This window comes from Clostridium sp. Cult2 (assembly GCF_021655075.1).
Taxonomy (GTDB): domain Bacteria; phylum Bacillota; class Clostridia; order Tissierellales; family Tepidimicrobiaceae; genus Schnuerera.
In genome coordinates this window covers 1-19,347 of sequence record NZ_PPXX01000112.1, presented here as the reverse complement: position 1 = coordinate 19,347, position 19,347 = coordinate 1, and the positions used below count along the sequence as shown (strand labels likewise).

The 19,347-nt window shown below is 33.9% G+C and carries 16 protein-coding genes and 1 riboswitch; all 16 genes read right to left on the bottom strand.

Annotation, left to right across the window (positions count from 1 at the left end):
• Positions 1–15: 15 nt before the first annotated feature.
• The 16 genes from tpiA to trxB all read right to left on the bottom strand — a co-directional run bounded on the left by tpiA (position 16) and on the right by trxB (position 18,643).
• A complete protein-coding gene (gene tpiA / locus C3E90_RS12365; RefSeq protein ID WP_236915980.1) occupies positions 16–762 on the bottom strand; it encodes a triose-phosphate isomerase in 747 nt (248 codons plus the stop codon).
• Positions 763–774: 12 nt separating this feature from the next.
• Complete coding sequence (locus C3E90_RS12360; protein WP_336513040.1) at positions 775–1,971, bottom strand: phosphoglycerate kinase; 1,197 nt, start codon at positions 1,969–1,971, stop codon at positions 775–777.
• A gap of 115 nt (positions 1,972–2,086) precedes the next feature.
• Complete coding sequence (gene gap / locus C3E90_RS12355; protein ID WP_236915978.1) at positions 2,087–3,091, bottom strand: type I glyceraldehyde-3-phosphate dehydrogenase; 1,005 nt, start codon at positions 3,089–3,091, stop codon at positions 2,087–2,089.
• 37 nt (positions 3,092–3,128) lie between these two features.
• Positions 3,129–4,163, bottom strand: a complete 1,035-nt coding sequence (locus C3E90_RS12350; protein ID WP_236915977.1) for a sugar-binding transcriptional regulator — start codon at positions 4,161–4,163, stop codon at positions 3,129–3,131.
• A gap of 317 nt (positions 4,164–4,480) precedes the next feature.
• A complete protein-coding gene (gene rpoN / locus C3E90_RS12345) occupies positions 4,481–5,860 on the bottom strand; it encodes an RNA polymerase factor sigma-54 (RefSeq protein WP_236915976.1) in 1,380 nt (459 codons plus the stop codon).
• Between the two features lie 225 nt (positions 5,861–6,085).
• Positions 6,086–7,051, bottom strand: a complete 966-nt coding sequence (locus C3E90_RS12340; protein WP_236915975.1) for an ABC transporter permease — start codon at positions 7,049–7,051, stop codon at positions 6,086–6,088.
• Positions 7,051–8,241, bottom strand: a complete 1,191-nt coding sequence (locus tag C3E90_RS12335; RefSeq protein WP_236915974.1) for an ABC transporter permease — start codon at positions 8,239–8,241, stop codon at positions 7,051–7,053. Before C3E90_RS12335 ends, C3E90_RS12340 begins: the two co-directional genes overlap by 1 nt.
• The gene (locus C3E90_RS12330; protein ID WP_236915973.1) at positions 8,231–9,778 is read right to left on the bottom strand and encodes an ABC transporter ATP-binding protein; all 1,548 of its coding nucleotides are present in this window, start codon (positions 9,776–9,778) and stop codon (positions 8,231–8,233) included. Before C3E90_RS12330 ends, C3E90_RS12335 begins: the two co-directional genes overlap by 11 nt.
• A gap of 138 nt (positions 9,779–9,916) precedes the next feature.
• Complete coding sequence (locus C3E90_RS12325) at positions 9,917–11,038, bottom strand: BMP family lipoprotein (protein ID WP_442870583.1); 1,122 nt, start codon at positions 11,036–11,038, stop codon at positions 9,917–9,919.
• Positions 11,039–11,302: 264 nt separating this feature from the next.
• Positions 11,303–12,487 (bottom strand): glycine/sarcosine/betaine reductase complex component C subunit alpha, encoded by a 1,185-nt coding sequence (gene grdD / locus C3E90_RS12320; protein ID WP_236915971.1) that lies wholly within the window; start codon positions 12,485–12,487, stop codon positions 11,303–11,305.
• Between the two features lie 10 nt (positions 12,488–12,497).
• Entirely contained in the window at positions 12,498–14,042 is a 1,545-nt protein-coding gene (gene grdC, locus C3E90_RS12315) for a glycine/sarcosine/betaine reductase complex component C subunit beta (protein WP_236915970.1), read from the bottom strand.
• 86 nt (positions 14,043–14,128) lie between these two features.
• Complete coding sequence (gene grdB, locus C3E90_RS12310; RefSeq protein WP_236915969.1) at positions 14,129–15,439, bottom strand: glycine reductase complex selenoprotein B; 1,311 nt, start codon at positions 15,437–15,439, stop codon at positions 14,129–14,131.
• 32 nt (positions 15,440–15,471) lie between these two features.
• Positions 15,472–15,951, bottom strand: a complete 480-nt coding sequence (gene grdA / locus C3E90_RS12305; protein WP_236915968.1) for a glycine/sarcosine/betaine reductase complex selenoprotein A — start codon at positions 15,949–15,951, stop codon at positions 15,472–15,474.
• Between the two features lie 56 nt (positions 15,952–16,007).
• Positions 16,008–17,294: a glycine/sarcosine/betaine reductase component B subunit gene (locus C3E90_RS12300; protein WP_236915967.1), complete on the bottom strand. Its 1,287-nt coding sequence runs from the start codon at positions 17,292–17,294 to the stop codon at positions 16,008–16,010.
• 68 nt (positions 17,295–17,362) lie between these two features.
• Positions 17,363–17,680, bottom strand: a complete 318-nt coding sequence (gene trxA / locus C3E90_RS12295; protein WP_236915966.1) for a thioredoxin TrxA — start codon at positions 17,678–17,680, stop codon at positions 17,363–17,365.
• Positions 17,681–17,704: 24 nt separating this feature from the next.
• A complete protein-coding gene (gene trxB / locus C3E90_RS12290) occupies positions 17,705–18,643 on the bottom strand; it encodes a thioredoxin-disulfide reductase (RefSeq protein WP_236915965.1) in 939 nt (312 codons plus the stop codon).
• 411 nt (positions 18,644–19,054) lie between these two features.
• A riboswitch (glycine riboswitch) is annotated at positions 19,055–19,158 on the bottom strand.
• Between the last annotated feature and the right edge of the window lie 189 nt (positions 19,159–19,347).

Here is a 19,347-nt window from a genome sequence, read left to right as displayed (position 1 = left end):
ATCTATTTCCTCCATCTAATAGTTCACTAATTTCACAAAATCCTCTGCTATTAAACTAGCACCTCCAACTAATGCCCCATCTATTTCTTCTTTTGACATTAACTCTTTAATAGTATTAGGCTTAACGCTTCCGCCATATTGAATCCTTATGGTTTCTCCAGTATCTTCATCATATTTTTCTTCAATAGTTTTTCTAATAAATCCACACATATGATTTGCATCGTCGGAGGAGGCTGTTTTGCCTGTTCCTATAGCCCAAATTGGTTCATAGGCAATAACAATATCTTCAATATATTCTTTGTCGATGCCTTCTAAAGCTTTTAATACTTGCTCTTTTACAACAATTTCTTCTTTGCCACTTTCCCTTTCTTCTAATGTTTCTCCTACGCAGAGTATAGGTTTTATTTTATATTTCAAAGCTGATTTAATTTTCTTGTTAACGGTTTCGTCCAATTCATTGAAATATTGTCTTCTCTCTGAGTGACCAATGATACAATACTCTACACCAATCTCATTTAACATTAATGGGGATACTTCACCAGTAAATGCTCCCTTATCTTCCCAATGCATATTTTGTGCAGCTAATTTAATATCAGTTCCATCTAAAGCTTTTTTCATTTCATTTAAACTAGTGAAAGGAACCGCCACTACCGCTTCCACTTTATTATTTAATCTATGTTTTTTAATATTCTCAATTAATGCAAGGGATTCTGAAATAGTATTATTCATCTTCCAGTTCCCTGCGATTATTGGTACTCGCATTATATTACCTCCTTATTTGTCGTCAATGGCCCCAATTCCTGGCAATGTTTTACCCTCTAAAAACTCCAATGAGGCTCCACCACCTGTTGAAATATGGGTCATCTTATCACCATACCCTGCTTTCTCAACGGCAGAAGCACTGTCTCCACCACCTACTATGGTTATAGCTTCAGATTCTGCCATTGCCTTTGCTATGGCTTCAGTACCAATTTTAAAGTTCTCCATTTCAAATACTCCCATAGGACCATTCCAAACTACAGTCTTTGCATCTTTAATTTCTTTTGCAAATCGTTTTATTGTTTCCTCTCCAATATCCATTCCCATCATATCTTTGGGAATACTATCTATTTTAAGAGCCTTGAATTCAGTATCATTTTTAAATTCCTTTGCTGCCACAACATCTACTGGTAATAACAACTTCACATTTTTTTCTTCTGCTTTCTTAAGTAAAACATTGGCCAAATCTATTTTATCCTCTTCTAGTATAGAATTTCCAATTTCATAACCTTGAGCCTTTAAAAAGGTATATGCCATACCTCCACCAATTAATATGGAATCAACCTTATTGAGTAAATTTTCAATTACACCAATTTTATCTGAAACTTTAGCTCCACCTAATATAGCTATAAAAGGCCTTTCTGGATTTTCCAATGCTTTACCCATTACAGAAATTTCTTTTTCAACTAAATATCCTACTGCTGAAGGTAATTGGTTTGAAAGACCTACATTTGAAGTATGAGCTCTATGAGAAGTACCAAAAGCATCATTTACATATAAGTCTCCAAGAGAAGCTAATTCTTTAGCAAAGTTTTCTTCATTCTTTTCTTCTTCTTTTCTAAATCTTGTATTCTCTAATAGAACTACGTCGCCATTTTTCATCTTTGACACTATTTTCTTAACGTCATTGCTTACTACCCTATCATCCCTTGCAAATACTACTTCTTTGTTCAATAGCACTGATAATCTTTGGGCTACTGGTGCTAAACTATACTTAGGATTAGGTTCTCCTTTTGGTCTGCCCAAGTGGGACATTAAAATAACTTTAGCGTTATTTTCTATTAAGAATTTAATTGTTGGTAAAGAACTAGTTATTCTTCTATCGTCTGTTATATTTTTATTATCATCCATAGGAACATTAAAATCACATCTAACTAATACTCTTTTTCCTTGAACTTGTAAATCCTCTAATGTCTTTTTTTCTAACATAATATCACCTCTTGGAAAAGTTTAATTGTATTCTAAGATAAAAACATAAGATTCTTCGCTGGGCTCAGAATGACAAAACAGAGTCACTCTGAACGTTAGCGAAGAGTCTTTTCTATTATTACTTATTTGCAACTAATTTTACTAGGTCCACAACTCTTGCAGAATATCCCCATTCATTATCATACCATGCAACTACTTTAACCATATTATCTATTACCATAGTTGAAAGCGCATCAATTGTTGATGAATGTGAGTCTCCTTGATAGTCTCTTGAAACTAAAGGTTCTTCTGAATACCCAAGTATTCCTTTCAATTCACCTTCAGATGCTTTCTTAAATGCAGCATTTACTTCTTCTGCAGTTGTAGCTTTTTCTACTTCAAAGGTTACATCTACTATTGAGACTGTAGGTACAGGTACTCTTATGGCAAATCCATTTAATTTGCCTTTTAATTCTGGTAATACTAAGGCTACAGCTTTGGCTGCTCCAGTTGTTGTTGGTATCATGGATTCTGCTGCTGCTCTTGCCCTTCTTAAATCTTTATGTCTTTTATCCAATATTTGTTGGTCATTTGTATAAGCATGAATTGTTGTCATTAAGCCTTTATTTATTCCAAAATTATCTAAGATAACTTTTGCAGCTGGTGCAAGACAGTTAGTTGTACAGGACGCATTTGAAATAATATTATGTTTTTCTGGGTCATAATCCTTCTCATTAACTCCCACTACTATAGTAATATCTTCATTTTTAGCTGGAGCAGTAATAATTACCTTCTTAGCACCAGAGTCTATATGTTTTTGTAATCCTTCCCTATCTCTAAAAGCTCCAGTAGAGTCCACTACCAAATCTACTCCTAATTCTTTCCATGGAATTTCAGCTGGATCTCTATGAGCTACTACTTTTATCTTTTTGCCATTGATTACAAACCCATCTTCTACTACTTCTATGGTTCCATTAAACTTACCATAAAGAGAATCGTATTTAAATAGATGAGCTAGTGTGTTTAAATCCCCTGAAGCATTTAATGCTACTATTTCAAAATCATTTACATTTTCTTCTGCATAAATTCTTAATACATCTCTCCCAATTCTTCCAAATCCACTTAGTCCAACTTTCATTGTCATAAAGTATTCCTCCTTAAAATTAAATTTTTATTTTAAGCTACTTTGTAGCTTTATTAGCTATTTGAATTATCTTTTTTGCTGCTCCCTCATCAGTTATTATAGTCATATTCTCCCTTAAAGAAGCAACGGAAATAATGGCTTCTGCTTTATCTTCTCCGCCAGCAACACCTATTACCTTATCAATTTTTTTATATCCATTTAAGGTTAATCCTACAGTTATCGATTCCCATATGTCATTGCCATTAATGTCAAAGTAATGACCAAAGGCTTCACCTACAGCTCCCTCTTTAGATAATTTTTCAATTTGTTCTATAGGCAATTGTCTTCTTCTAGCCATAACATCAGCTCTTCCTATTCCAAAAATTAGAATATTCATATTATCTATTAATTCTATAATCTCTTTTACTTCTGGTATCTTTAATACTGCTTTTAAAGTTGTTTTGTCTATATTATCAGGTATATGGAGGAGCCTATAGCTAGCTTCTAATTTTTTTGCTAATTTTGCAGCAATACTATTAGATTGAGTTTCTACATCTTTTCCTAGACCTCCTCTTGCAGGAGTTACTAATACATTGTCTGCTACCTTACCTGAAGGCATTTCTTCTGCAATCTGTGCCATAGTTGTACCTCCAGTAATCCCTATTATGGCATCTTTTTCAATTATTTTTTTCAAATATGTAGAGGTAGTCTTGCCCATATCCTTTAATACTAAACTATTGTCATTACAATTGCCTGGAACAATAATTATGTTTTCTACCTTCAATACATCTTTTAATCTTGTTTCTAAATTAGAAATACCTTTTAACTCCCTCATTAAATCCTTTAAGCTGTCAATTATCCTCTTTCCTTCTTCAGTTACATACATACCCATACTTTCAATATTCAATAACCCTTGTTCTTTAAGAATATTTACTTCTGTTCTAATAGGCCTTTCCCCAATATTTAATTTTTGTGAAAGTCCTCTTCTACCAATGGGTTCATTATAATAAATATTCCTTAAAATATTGTATCTCATTTCCAAAACATCAATTATTTCTGGGACTATTTTTTTTTGTATTTTTATTAAATCCATGTTAACACCTCTTGTAACCTAATCATTCATTAGTATATGAAAAATAGCTGATAATAATCAATGGGGACTGATTTTGTCCCTCGTGTGTATATTTTGTCCCACCCTCTTCAAAAAAATATAGAGTATTTCCCTATACATCATTATTATAGTATAAATATCTTTACTTTTCAAGAAGTAATAAAAAAAACCCCTAAATAATAGCTCCGTTCAGAATGACAAGCTTCTTCTTATTTAACAGTATTTAAAAGAGTATTATACCATTAAATAGACAAACTGTCACCCTGAGCGAAAAGCTAAGGGTCTCATGTTTAATAAGTTTAATATCTTTTTCTTATTGAAGATGATGGAATTTCTAGTTCATCTCTATATTTTGCAACGGTTCTTCTTGAGATGCATACACCTTTATCCTTTAAAATATCAGATATTTTTTGATCACTATAAGGTTTTTTAGGATTTTCTTCTTCAATTATATCTTTAATAATAGCTTTGATACTAGTGGAAGATACATCTCCTTTATTGGTTGAAAGACCACTGGAGAAAAAATATTTAAGTTCAAACAATCCTCTTGGAGTTTGAACATATTTCCCATTGGTAGCCCTACTAACAGTGGATTCATGCATATCTATGTCGTCAGCTACCTCCTTTAAAGTTAATGGTTTTAAACCTTTTTCTCCTTTTTCAAAAAATTCCCTCTGAAACTTTAGTATAGATTCTACAACGTTATAAATAGTAGCACGTCTCTGTTCAATACTTCTAATAATCCACATAGCTGAGTTCAATTTTTCAGACAAAAATTCTGTTGCCTTTGAATCATTTCCTTTTCTAATCATTTCCCTATAAAAGTTGTTTATATTTAGTCTAGGCCCAGTTACATCGTTTAAAATTATAACATATTCACCATCTATATATTCAATTGTAACATCTGGTGTAATATATTTTATCTGATTTGAATTTGTATTGAAGCATCTTCCCGGTTTAGGCTCTAAGGTTCTTATATAATCACATATTCTTTGAACTTCTTTCAACTCAATATTTAATTCTTTTGCTATCTTTAGAAGTCTATTATGAGCAACATCTTCAAGATAATTTCTAATTACCAGTTCTATATATGGGTCTTTTAGTTTATCTACTTGTACTTGGATTAATAAACATTCTTTTAAACTTCTAGCTCCTACCCCTAAAGGGTCAAAAGTTTGTATAGTAAGTAAAACGTTTTCAACTTGTTCAGGTTCAACGCTTATATCCATTGCAATTTGATTTATATCTGTAATCATATAGCCATTTTCATCAATATTTTCTATTAAAACCTCTCCAATATTTTTATCCATTTCATTTAATTCAGATACATTTAATTGGAATAATAGGTTTTCTTTTAGAGTCGGTGAATAACTAATAAAATTTTCATAACTATATTCTTTGATATTTTTATCTCTTTGTGGTCTATAGCTAATATCATCATATTTTTCAATATATTCTTTCCAATCAATTTCCTCCTTATCATTGCTAATGTCATCAATATTTTCATATTCAACCGCTGTACTTATTGAATCTAACAAAGGGTTTTCTTCAATTTGTTCTTTTAGATATTCGTTTAGTTCTTGACTATTAAATTGGAGTAATTGTATGGCTTGTCTTAATTCTGGCGTCATAACTAATTTTTGGACTTGTTCTAGAGCTAGATTGTAACCCAATTTCATTAAAACCACTCCCACTATTTTTGATAAAATTTATATTATTATTCACTAATATTATTACTCACTAATATTATTATACCAAAATCTTTGATTAAGTACAAAATCATTTATTCTTAAAATAAAAAACTTTTAGCCTTTTTTAAGGCTAAAAGTTCAATTAAATGCTAATTATTCTAATATGATACACTATTATCTACTGTCCATGGGTATTCTCCCATTCATAATATTTTACCTACTGGATTTATCATAGGGAATTCCTGCTGCCTTAGGTGCTCTTGATTTCTTTGAAGTAAATGCAAGAACCACCATGGTAGCTAAGTATGGCAACATCTTATAATAGGTCTGATTGATTCCCAATTTGTATAAAAAGGGTATCAAAGAAACTGAATATGCTAAGGTTCTAAGGAAAGCAAAGAACAAAGCTGCAAAAAGAATTCTTACTGGTCTCCATTGTCCGAAAATCATTACTGCTAAAGCTAAGAACCCAAATCCTGCTACCCCTGTATGTCCATTTACGTTTCCATCCATTACTCCAACGGAGTAGAAAAACCCCCCAATTCCAGCTAAAATACCAGAAATACTTACACCCACATATCGCATTTTGTGAACATTTATACCCACAGAGTCAGCAGCATGAGGATGCTCCCCACATGCACGGAGGCGTAGGCCAAATCTAGTCTTATAGAATATAATGATTGCTATTACGAGAAATATTAAACCGATTATTACTGTAAGATATGTTTTCTGAAAAAAAATCTGTCCCAGCACAGGAATCCTTCCCAAAACAGGTATTTCTCTAATGTAAAAGTTTACATTTGTAGTTATGCCATCACTATTAAAGGACATCTTTGAGAATAATAAAATTGCTGCTGGAATAAGCATATTAAGAGAAGTACCAGTAATAACCTGATTTGTCTTCATAGTAACTGCTGCAAAAGACAGAAGCAATGAATATATTAATCCCGCTACTGCTGCAATCAACATCCCTAAAATCAAAATAGTTTGTGGATTCAAACCTAAGTCTTGAACAAAATAGACAAACAATGCTCCAAAAAAAGCCCCGAAAAGCATTATCCCCTCAAGGGCTATGTTTACAACTCCACTTGTTTCACTAAACATACCACCTAATGCTACAAGAAGTAATGGTATTGCTACAGGAAGTGTATTTTGAATCAAATAATATACAATATCCATTATTCTGCCCCCCTCGTTTTATTATCAGAATCCTCATCTAAAACAGCTGGTGCCAATTCACTTTCCTGTGTTTCATGTCCCTTCCCAAAGCGTCCCTTAACAAATCTAGCTAATGCTGTATTCATTATCATAGCAAAAGCTGAGAAATATATGATAACAGCTATAACCACATCTATTATTTCTGGTTTATAGCCTACAAGACTTGCTAGGGTACCACCACGTTGTATATGGGAAATAAAGATGGACGAAAAAATAATTCCTATGGGATGAGAATTCCCCAAAAGTGAAACAGCTATACCATTGAAGCCATTGGCAGCAATAATGTTAATAGGTTCATAGGTCATGCTACTACCTGCTATGGCAGATGGAGCTAGTATTGCAAATGCTCCTCCAAGACCTGAAAGACCTCCAGCGATTATCATGGTAATAATGATATTTTTCTTACCCTTCATTCCCGCATATTCACTAGCATGTTTATTAAAACCTGAAGCTTTCAGTTCGAAACCAAAGGTGGTTTTTTCAAGGACTATGTATAGAATAATCCCTATTATAATTGCCAATACAATTCCAAAGTTTACATTAGAATCTCCAACCCCCAAAGGTGGTATCTGTACATCAGCTGGTAAATATTTAGTTCTAGTCTTTTCAGATGTATACATGATAGAATTTCCTTGAATAAGCATATCCACTAGATACATGCCAATGTAATTAAACATTATAGATGTAATTACTTCATGTACATTTAGAAATGCTTTGAAAATTCCAGGTATAAAGCCCCAAAGCATTCCTCCTAACATAGCAGCCAATATAGCTACAATCCAATGAATATTACCTGGCAAGTCCCACATGAAACCTACATAAAGAGCAAAAAACATCCCCATGGTATATTGACCTGAGGCTCCTATATTAAATAATCCCATCTTAAATGCAAATCCAACAGATAGACCTGTCATTAGTATGGGTGTTGCAAAATATAATACATCCCCTATACGTCCGAAACCTCCTGAAACTATATACCTAAAACCTGCTAAGGCATTCCCAGGTGATGCAATAATCATTACAAGAAATCCGAAAATCAAGCCAAGAAAAATAGCCATTAGGGCTGCAGTAAATGAAGAAAACCCACTGCTATGCGTTATTTTTTTAATGTCAAACTTATTTTTATTAGATATAATGTTTTTATCCTGCATTATTAATCTCCTTTACCATATCACGTTTTGCGCCTGACATGTAAAGTCCAAGCTCTTGAACAGTTGTTGTCTTTGGATTTAGTTCCCCTACAATCTCCCCTTCATATATGACTAGAATGCGGTCAGATATATTCATGACTTCTTCTAGCTCTAATGATACGAGAAATACCGCCTTACCTGCATCACGTCTTTCAATAAGCTGTTTGTGCACATATTCTATAGCTCCTACATCTAAACCTCTTGTAGGTTGTACTGCCACTAGAAGTTCATGTTCCTTGTCAATTTCTCTTGCTATAATTGCCTTCTGCTGATTACCTCCAGACATGCTTCTTGCTAAAGTTACTGGTCCTTGACCAGCTCTAATATCATATTTATCTATAAGCTTTTCCGCATATTTTCTTACTAAATCAAACTTAATAAATCCTTTGTTTTGAAATTCTGGTTGCCAATATCTTTGAAGCACTAGATTTTCCTCTAATTTGTAATCCAATACTAATCCATGTTTATGCCTATCTTCAGGAATATGGCTCATCCCTATGATGGAACGCTGTCTAATAGATGCTTTAGTTATATCCTGACCGCATAAAGTAATACTGCCTGAACTAACCTTATCTAATCCAGTCAGGGCATGAACAAATTCTGTCTGCCCGTTCCCATCAATTCCAGCAAGACATACTATCTCCCCGGCTCTAACATCAAAAGAAACATTTTTCACTGCAAAATTTTTGTGGGTTTTAGATGCTACAGTGACATTTCTAACTGAAAGAACTACTTCTCCTGGTTCTCTTTCTTCTTTATCCACACTAAAGCTTATATCCCTGCCTACCATCATCTTGGAAAGCTCTTCCTTGGTGATATCTTTTACATCTACAGTACCGACACATTGTCCCTTCCTAAGAACTGTACATCTATCAGCAACTTCCATAATTTCATTAAGCTTATGGGTAATGAAAAGTATGGATTTGCCTTCCTTAGCAAACTCTCTCATAATCTGGAGAATTTCTTTAATCTCTTGTGGAGTCAAAACAGCAGTAGGTTCATCAAAAATTAAAATCTCATTATCTCTATATAGCATTTTGAGAATTTCAACTCTTTGCTGCATACCTACTGTAATATTTTCTATATAAGCATCTGGATCAACCATAAGCCCATATCTTTCACTAAGTTCTATAACCTTTTCCCTAGCTTCCTTCATTTCTAGAAAACCCATATTATTAGGCTCAACGCCGAGAATAATATTTTCTAATACAGTAAAAATTTCCACTAGCTTAAAGTGTTGATGTACCATTCCAATTCCCAAGGCATTGGCATCATTAGGATTATTAATATTAACAACTTCACCATTTTTTCTTATTTCACCACTTTCAGGTTGATAAAGACCGAAGAGAACACTCATAAGTGTGGATTTTCCAGCCCCATTTTCTCCCAAAAGAGCATGTATCTCTCCCTTTTTTAATTTTAAAGTAACATTGTCATTAGCAATAATACCCGGAAATTTTTTTGTAATATTGAACATTTCAATAATATAATTTTCCATTTTAACCACTTCTCACCAATTGTATTTTTTACTTCTAATTAATTTTTATATAGAAAAGGGGGGAAATTTTAGCCTCCCCCATTTTCAGAATATTACTTGCATAAGGCTTAGCCAATATGGCAGGTAATCTATTTACTATTACTGTCTTGTAGTAACCTTAACTTTTACAAGATCTAAAGCAGTTGTAAGTTCATCTGCAGTAGCATATCCTGTTGCATCTTCAACTTCAATTTCACGAATAGGTTTAACATCGCCATCTACTAATTTTTGGAATAATTCATCATAGGCTTCCTTGTCGAAGGATTCGAATCTATCAAATGCATCAGCCTTTTCATCACCAATTACAATAGTTGGAAGTCCTACACCGTCATTAACAGCGTTGAAATATGTTGTTGTACCTCCATAGGTTTCCCAACTCTCTGTTTTATAAATAGCTTCAAGAACAGATATTACAGAAGCTGCAAGACCCTTTGTTGCCGATGTTATTACAGTTTCGCTATCATATCTTTGGTCAACGTCAACACCAATAACCTTTGCTCCTGCTTCACTAGCTGCTGACATAACTGATTTACCAACTGATCCACCACATGCAAATATTACTTCTGTACCTTCTTGGTACATAGTTTTTGCAGTTGCCTTATTTGTATCATTTTCTTCAAAGTTACCAGTATAATGGTATGTTACTTCTATGGCATCATCAGGAAGTCCAAGATCTGTAGCTGCATCTTCAGCTCCTTGAAGATATCCATATCCAAAGGCCTGAACAGCTGGTACAGCCATACCGCCCATGAACCCAAGTTTAGTCATTCCATCCATAACTGCAGCGTAACCTGCAAGATATCCTGACTCTTCCTCTGCGTACATAATACTTGCAACATTTTCTTTAGTTACAAAGTCAGTATAATCTGGATCGTGTGGTGCTCCATCAAGAAGAATGAACTTAACATCTGGGTATTTAGTTTGTGCCTCATATATTGAAACTTCAAACAAGAACCCTGGTGTTACAACAACCTTTGCTCCACCTTCTACAGCAAGGTCAATAGCTGCTAAATAGCCTGCATCTGAAGCTTCTTCAGGTTTGATATAGGTATGTGAGATTTTTTCTTTTTCTGCAAAAGCAACTACACCTTCCCAAGCACCTTGGTTAAAGGATTTGTCATCAATGTTTCCCTTGTCAGTAATTAATGCAATTTCATGACCCTTACTAGCTGCTTGATCGCTACATCCAACTAAACTCAAAACTACTAGCATTATTGCCATAGAAATAGCTACTAGCTTTTTCAATTTTAACTCCCCCTTCATTTTTGTCTTATTTTAATATTTAATACCCATATACATGTACGTTATTCTGAATAACACACATGTATATTCCTTTAATAAAACTCTGTTAATTTTGAATATGTATTAATAATAATATTATATAATACAAAGTATTATTTATCAATGTATAAAGTCTACAATTACAATTGAACAATAATGATAACAATAAAAACACTCCAAGTTCTCTTGGAGTCTTGGAGTGTTTTAACAGGGTTCTGAACCTCCTGCTACATATCCTGCTTTTGATAGTACTTCTATAGCTTTTGCCAATCTCTCTTCATTTACCATAACAATCGGTCCTGTACATCCCATTCCAGATTCAGCATAGATGCCTTCTTTCCATAAAACTTTTACCGCATCTTCTAAATCCATTATATCTATACCGGAAATGGTACCAGTTACAGTTTCTGATGGTGGTGCTACTACTTCTTCATCGTCATCGTCTGTTTTTTTAGTATCCTTTGTTAATCCCTTTAGTATGTCCTTAAGCCCTGCTTTATTTGCTTTTACAAATTCAGCTTTAGCTATTTCTTTTACATTACCTTTAATTAAACTTGCGCCATAGCTAATAGCGTTTGCAACAACAGGTATTCCAGAAGCTCTTGATAATATCAATATTACTCTATCATAGTCTTCTCCAATTCCAGGTCCATATCCATAACCTAGAGATTCATAACTTCCACCTGTTGTAAAGGATGAAAATACTTTCATTAAAATATTTCCTGTCAATGTATCTGTAACCATTATATCTGGTACCCCAGCAAGTAAATCGTTACCTCTCATAACGCTACCGCCATCTGCTCTCATAGATTCCGTAAGGTTAATTTTATATCCTTTGTCGCTTAATTCATTGAAAGCTCTCTCTACTTGTCTTGCACCATCAACATTCAATATTCCAACTGTAGGATTTTCAATTCCCATAGCTTTTGCTGTAATAATTCCACTAATACCATTCTTAACCATAGCTTCAACTCTATGGGGTGAAGATGTTCCTGTGGTTGTTGCTAAAATCATTTCTTTTCCTTTTCCAGGTGTTACAACTCTTCCTACAGTTGAAACTCCAATAGGGAAGCTATAATGCATTGTAACACAAGCGTCTATTTCACCACTATCTAATAATTCTTCCATCTTTTTATAGCCTTCTTCTTCTGTTTCTGCAATAACTTGAGTCAATTTAGAATCAACCTTTGGTCCAATTAATACTACTTCTAGTGAAGAATCTCTTTCTTGAGCCATCTCTGCACCCTTAACTAGATTATCTACACCATGTTCACTTCCTAGAGTAGTTATACCCACTCTTACTTTTTCACCAAATTGACCAGTTTCTACTGCATCTGCTATATCGGAAAAAACTTTTCCAATCATCTTTTTAATATTTTTTTCTGCCATATTATCACCTCTAATCCTGAAGCAGATGAGAAGCAAAATCTCTCATAGCTTCAGCTACAAGTTTCCTAACTTCCTCTTCAGATACACCTTTTTCCTCATCTTCTATTCCTGGATTCTTTTCTATTACAATGGATACTCCATCAAATAAATTAGTCATTCTTCCTAAGAATAAACTACCTTTTCCTACTATCATAGCTCTATTAACTTTGCCCTCTATCATATCTTCTCGGGCAAATCCTAGATAAGGTACTCCTGATGGAATATGACCTTGAGTTGGTGCCCATCCATCCATACCATGTTCTTGTATAAAATCATTAATTTGTGCTCTTTCTAAGTCTTTTCTCATTACTCCTAATGCACCAATCATCTTATAGTTTGCTGTTGGCACATCTCCAGCTCCAGCTGGTTTTGTTACATCTGGATTTTGCATTTCTACTGAATATTTGTCGATATCAGTAATCTTTAAATTACCTTTATCTAATGGGGTTGTAACTAGAGCACTCATTACAGCCTGTGGTGAAGAACCTGTTCCTACTGTATGTCTTCCTATTAAATCAGTTCTTAATATTGGGTTAACACCATCATTTTCAGATATTAATACTGCAAATCCACCAATTACATCTTCAAGAATTGGCATATCTTTTTCCACATGGTTTTTACCATTCATACCAAGTTTAGCAGTTGAACCACCAGCTAGAACTACTACATTTTTAAATGCTCCAGATTTAACTAAAGAAGATGCAACTATTAAAGAATGGGTTGGTGCTGCACAAAATCCTCTAGTATCGGAACCAGTTGCATTGTTGAATCCAACCATTTCAGCAATAGCTTTAGCGAAGTTTCCGCCACCCCTTTGATTCATATCTCCACAAGCTTCTTCTGAACATTCTATTACATATTCTACATCATCAGGATTAATATCATTTTTTGCAATAAGATTTAAGCCTGCTAAAACTCCTGAAGCTTTGGATACAAGATTTTCAAATAATACATGAGCACTTAGGTTACTATCTACATCATGAGCTCTTTTTATACATCCAACAGTTTTCCCGCCAGTAATAAGAGCTTCAGCTCCTTGTTCATCTATTAACTTCTCAATATCAGACAGTTCATCTCCAGTTTTAAGCCTAGCTATTAAATCTTTCCTTTCTTTAATCAAAGGATGAGCTTCCAATTTAGCTTTTACTTCTCCAGTAAATTCTTTAGTTAATTTAACCAAATCGAATACATCCACAATTTTGATAAGTCCAATAAATTCATCTTCTGGCATAATTTCACCGAATTTACCAAATCTGTCTGCACCTTCTAATGGGCTTTTATGCCAAGGTTGTTCAACCTTTTTTAAATCTTCTGGTTTATAGTTTCCAATATAAACTTGGTTTGGTAGATAATTTACTGCTTCATCAAAACTACGTAAATGATTTGGTAGTTTTTTTAGATATTCGGAATCTGGATTTATAACTCTTTCAGTAGATTGGGTTGTTCCATTGTGGATAACCATATCTTCAGCATGGACTAAAATATAGCCAGCCCCTTTTACTACAGGATAATTCATACTTACACCTCCGTTGATTATATCTATTAATTTATATTTAGACATAAAACGGGTGATTTTCATCACCCATTTTAAGTTTTTATTTATTAATCTTCAAATACAGTTTGATCTTCAACTTCAGTTGTTAAAGCTTTTAATGCCTTTTCAACTAATTTTCTTCTTAGATCCTTTTCATCTTTAGAATCCAAGTTTGGGTTTCCTAGTGGGTGAGGTATAGCAATTGTTGGAACAATTCTATTTGCTCCTACAGTTAATGAAATTGGTACTACAGTACACATATGAACTACAGGTAGACCTGCACGTTCAATTTCTTTTACCATTGTTGCACCGCAACGTGTACAGGTGCCTCAGGTAGAAGTTAGTATAACTGCATCTACTCCATCAGCCACTAATTCCTTTCCTATTTCTTCAGCAAATTTCTTAGCACTTGCAACTGCTGTACCATTACCTACTGTAGTATAGAAATATCTATGAAGTTTACCTATTTTACCTTCCTTTTCCATTTCTCTTAATACATCTACTGGTAAAACTCTATCTGGATCTTCATTAGCATATACTGGGTCATATCCTCCATGAGCAGTTTCATGGTCAGCACTTGTTAAGTTTTCAAATCCTTCTATGTCATATTTTCCATATTTGGAAGCAGATGAAGATTCAATATGATCTGGATTTCCTTTTGGTACAATACCACCAGAAGTTACTAAAGCTACTGTAGCTTTTGAAAGATCCTTCACTGCTGGTTGTGGATCAACTCTATCAAAATCTGGCATTGGGAATTCAGTAACAAATTCTTCACCTTTAAGTTTTTTGATAAGCATATCAACTGCTCTTTCTGAGCCTCTCTTATCAGCAAAGAAATTCTTTCTAACTCCTCTTGGTATATAATGTTCTTCCTCTGGGGAACCTATTTCTTCACCTTTAGCAATTTTTAAAGCTAATGGTACCATCTTCTTAACTGCATCTCTCATACCTGCAGCAGAGTTTTTTGTAGAAACTATATAAACACTCTTCTTAAACATATCTGCTCCAGGGTTTTCTTCATACATTCCTGTTACCGATGGAATACCTAATTCATTTTGTACTGCATCTGTAATAGTACCACATGCAACTCCATATCTACCTGCATTAAATGCTGGACCTGCTATAAATAAATCTGGATTGTATTTTTTAACCATTTCTAATATTTCTGCTTTTGCTTCTTCAATGTTTTCACCAAAATAGCTGTCACCACATATAATCGTAGCAACAATTTCAGCTTCACCTTTGAATCCAGCATTTATTGCCATACCTGGTCCTATGATTTCTTCTCTAACTTCTGGTTTAATATGTGCTTTTTCTTCTCCACCGATTCCGGCAAAGAATTGATTTATATAATGGACAACTTTAATTTTCCCCATTAGTTTCCCCCCTCTCCTTTTTTTGTTGGGAATTAATCGTTAAATTTACCGTATTCTTCTCTTATACCTTTTACTTCTTCTATGATATCATCAACATCTAGAACCATTTCCATCATACCTATTTGTTCATCATAAACGTCTGCGTCTACTGATTCTTTGAATTCTGGTTCTACTGCATGATATACTCTAAGTCCTAACTGGACTCCTGCTAATGGACCTGCAAAAGTTGGGTCTCCTGCTGTAACTGTTTCAGCTGCTAATCCAGCTGCTTCAGCTTCTGCTCCACCTATTAATACGATCATGTTTTCTGCGCCATATTTTTCAGTAAGCTCTTTAACCCTCTTTTGATTTTCTAAGTCCATAGCTCCTGCAGCAGTTCAGACAAAACATTCAGTAGATGAGAAAACTACTTCAGCATCTGTAGTCTTTATACATTCTTCCATAGCTGGGCCTGGTATACCATCCCTATCGCCTATTATGATAACTTTTTTGTTAGCATCAAATAACGACATCTTTACACATCCTTTCTTAATATTTCCATTGTTTTATTTCAAAGTATTTTATATCCTTAGAATCCCTTCGCAGACATTTTGTTAAATCCTAGCTCATTTGTTGCCCCTGTTATAGTTTGAAGTTCTACTACTATGGAGCCATCTTCTTTAAGGCTACCATCAAAACCACCAGCTATAATATCGATAAATTCTGTATGTCCTATTACTTTGTCCATTGGAGGTAATTCTATAACCTCGTTGGCATTTCCACCAGTTACAACTGCATTAGCTAATGGGTCTGCATCAGCTAAGGATTGGCTAGCCCCATCCCTACCAGCATATTCGTCAGTAATAATAACTGTTTTAATGCCTTTTTGTTCTATTTTCTTACAGTTCATTATTAAATCAGTATCTGGGTTTCCAAAACCTTCTTGAGATATTACAACTCCATCTAATCCAAGATATTCTGCTAGTTTAGCAGTCCAGTTTGATGATCTTTCTTTATCTGCTAGATACACGTTTTCGTTAGTTATTATAACTCCTAAGAAGTTAATTTCCTTACCGTGTTTAGCATATAAATCCTTAACAACTGGATTGTTTAAATGATGATAAGTTGTATTCTTATCACAAGCTGAAACACAGTTACCACTTATTATAGCTCCATCCATTATTTCTGTAGGATATAACAATGTTGGAACTATTTGTTTTGCGTCTACTCCATATACATAAGTGTCATGTAGTAATCCTTGAGATTGAAGCATTTGAACATATGCAACTTTTGGCAAATCTGAATATTTTGATACACTTTCTAGTAATGGCAAAGTCTCATATACTTCAACCTTATCTGGTGTTAACTCTTTAGCTGCTTCTGCTAAATACTTAGCAGCTTTAAAACCTGCAAATCTTACTGCTCTTTCATGGTCATGTTGTTTTAGATTATCTATAGGTTCACAGATTAACACTATATTATTTAACTTTGAAAATGGGGTATAATCTGCTCCTGGTCCTTTCATATCAATAATCCCTTCTTGGAAACCTACAATTTTACCTGTAGTAACTACTGCGCAACCTTTTAGCACATTAGTTTTTCCACTACCTACAACATCAACCTTTGACAATACTCCTGGGAAAATTCCTCCTGGTCCATCAACCTTAACTCTTGGTTCAACTACATCCTTAACAGGTGTAATCCTTATGCTTTCACCAGGTTTTGCAATTTCTACGTCTACTTCTTTAAGGTGCTCATCTTCTTTAATTAAAGCTATCAATTCCTCTTTGTTTACATAAAGCACCCCGCTCTCAATTTTGGTTTCTTTACCAAATTGAACGTCATTAATTAGCACATGGCCTAATTCTAGACGCATATATTTCACCTCCCCTTATTTTAAAACATATATCTTAACTCTGGGCAGAAGCCCAGAATTAAAACCAATTAAACATATTTTTTAACCATTTCTTCTACAGCTGTTGCTGTGGCTTGAGATTCAGCTAATCTTTCAACTTCTTCCCCATCTTTGTATATTATTATCGCTGGTAATCCCATCACTTTTTGTTTTATAGCCATTCTTCTAGCTTTTGTAATGTCTAGTGAACAAAATTTAATTTTATCACCATATTTTTCTGCTATTTCGTGAACATGAGGCATTAATGCTTTACATGGTTCACATGTTGGACCCCAATAATCAACTAAAACATATCCTTCTGCATTTAGAACTTCTTCTTCAAAATTTTTTCTATCTAATTCTATCATAAGTATCCCTCCTATAATTATTTTTTAAACATCAAATACTTCATTGATGTATTTTTCTGCTTGAACAGCTGCTATAGCACCATCTGCAGTTGCTGTAACAACTTGTCTTAATGATTTTACTCTAACATCTCCTGCAGCAAATACTCCAGGAAGGCTGGTCTTCATATCAGCATCTGTTGGAATATATCCGTTCTCTAAAGTGATTTTCCCTTTAAATAGTTCAGTAGCTGGGATAAATCCAATAAATGGGAATATGCCAAATGTTCCATCATCTTCATCAGCAAATATTTCAGTCAATTCTCCCGTTTTAACATTTTTAACTACCATTGATTCAACTATTCCATCGCCTTTTATCTCTTCTACTACTGAATCCCACATGAAATCCATTTTTTCATTATTAAATGCTTTCTCTTGAATGGATTTTGCAGCTCTTAGTTCATCTCTCCTATGGATAATAGTTACTTTTCTAGCAAATTTGGTTAAGTACATACCTTCTTCTACAGCAGTGTCTCCACCACCTACTACAAATACTTCCATGTCTTCAAAGAAAGCAGCATCACATGTAGCACAATAGGAAACTCCTCTACCTGTCAGTTCCTTTTCACCAGGACATCCAATAGGTCTTGGATTGGCACCTGTTGCAATTATCACAGTTTTTGCTTGGTATTCGCCTTTTTCTCCTTTTAATACTTTTACTTTCCCTTCTAGGTCAATCTCTTTAATTGTGTCAAGTACTCTTTCTGCTCCAAATTCTTCTGCTTGTTCTACCATTCTAGCCACTAAAGTTGGACCAGTAGCATTTTCTATAGAACCTGGATAATTTGCTACTTCTGCTGTTGACACGATTTGTCCCCCAGCTTTTTCCTTTTCTAATATAAGGGTTTTTAGTCTAGCTCTTGAAGCATATAATCCAGCTGCTAATCCTGCAGGACCTGCTCCTATAATGACAACATCATATATCATAGATTTTCCTCCTTTTGATAAGATTATTGTGTTGGTATCCATTACTTTAATTTGCCTAAAATAATTCAAAAATATTCTTTTAAGTAAAAAGTAATGTTAAACACAGTTTATTGAAAAGTTAGATTCCCACATTTATTATGTAATGTTTTCCTCTATTCTGGATAAGTTTTGGTATTTTATAATTATTTGGATAATTATTATATACCATAATGATAATAAAAATTTCATAATAAAACAAGTTTCGTTATTTTAATCTCATACATAAATATTTTACCCATAAAATACTTTTTTAAATAACAAAAAAACAGAATAGAAGGAAATATTACGTGCCTTCTACTCTGTTTTATGACCTGAGAGATTCCCCACTAAATAAAATGGATTGCTCCTTCGGTGCTACGCTTTTCAGAGTCTCGTCAAAACACGGTTCCTTTGCCTGAGATCGTCATCATAAAATGGCAAATCTTATGACTTATTCCTTCGGCGCCAAATTTTTTGGTCTCTCCCGCATTTATCATCCGACAATATATAATTGTTTGATATTATTTTCACAGTTCACTGTCATTATAATATATAAATATAATTAAAACAACCCTTTTCTTTATAAAATATGATTATTCTATGATAATGTCATATTAAATTCATTCTGATAAAATGTCATATATGAGAGAGGAGATATTTAATATGACTCAAAAAGAAATAACTAG

What these genes read in the sequence shown, in the direction of transcription:
- tpiA (WP_236915980.1), bottom strand. Translation starts at nt 762, where the DNA reads ATGCGAGTACCAATAATCGCAGGGAACTGGAAGATGAATAATACTATT.
- gap (WP_236915978.1), bottom strand. Translation starts at nt 3,091, where the DNA reads ATGACAATGAAAGTTGGACTAAGTGGATTTGGAAGAATTGGGAGAGAT.
- C3E90_RS12350 (WP_236915977.1), bottom strand. Translation starts at nt 4,163, where the DNA reads ATGGATTTAATAAAAATACAAAAAAAAATAGTCCCAGAAATAATTGAT.
- rpoN (WP_236915976.1), bottom strand. Translation starts at nt 5,860, where the DNA reads ATGAAATTGGGTTACAATCTAGCTCTAGAACAAGTCCAAAAATTAGTT.
- C3E90_RS12340 (WP_236915975.1), bottom strand. Translation starts at nt 7,051, where the DNA reads ATGGATATTGTATATTATTTGATTCAAAATACACTTCCTGTAGCAATA.
- C3E90_RS12335 (WP_236915974.1), bottom strand. Translation starts at nt 8,241, where the DNA reads ATGCAGGATAAAAACATTATATCTAATAAAAATAAGTTTGACATTAAA.
- C3E90_RS12330 (WP_236915973.1), bottom strand. Translation starts at nt 9,778, where the DNA reads ATGGAAAATTATATTATTGAAATGTTCAATATTACAAAAAAATTTCCG.
- C3E90_RS12325 (WP_442870583.1), bottom strand. Translation starts at nt 11,038, where the DNA reads ATGGCAATAATGCTAGTAGTTTTGAGTTTAGTTGGATGTAGCGATCAA.
- grdD (WP_236915971.1), bottom strand. Translation starts at nt 12,487, where the DNA reads ATGGCAGAAAAAAATATTAAAAAGATGATTGGAAAAGTTTTTTCCGAT.
- grdC (WP_236915970.1), bottom strand. Translation starts at nt 14,042, where the DNA reads ATGAATTATCCTGTAGTAAAAGGGGCTGGCTATATTTTAGTCCATGCT.
- C3E90_RS12300 (WP_236915967.1), bottom strand. Translation starts at nt 17,294, where the DNA reads ATGCGTCTAGAATTAGGCCATGTGCTAATTAATGACGTTCAATTTGGT.
- trxA (WP_236915966.1), bottom strand. Translation starts at nt 17,680, where the DNA reads ATGATAGAATTAGATAGAAAAAATTTTGAAGAAGAAGTTCTAAATGCA.
- trxB (WP_236915965.1), bottom strand. Translation starts at nt 18,643, where the DNA reads ATGATATATGATGTTGTCATTATAGGAGCAGGTCCTGCAGGATTAGCA.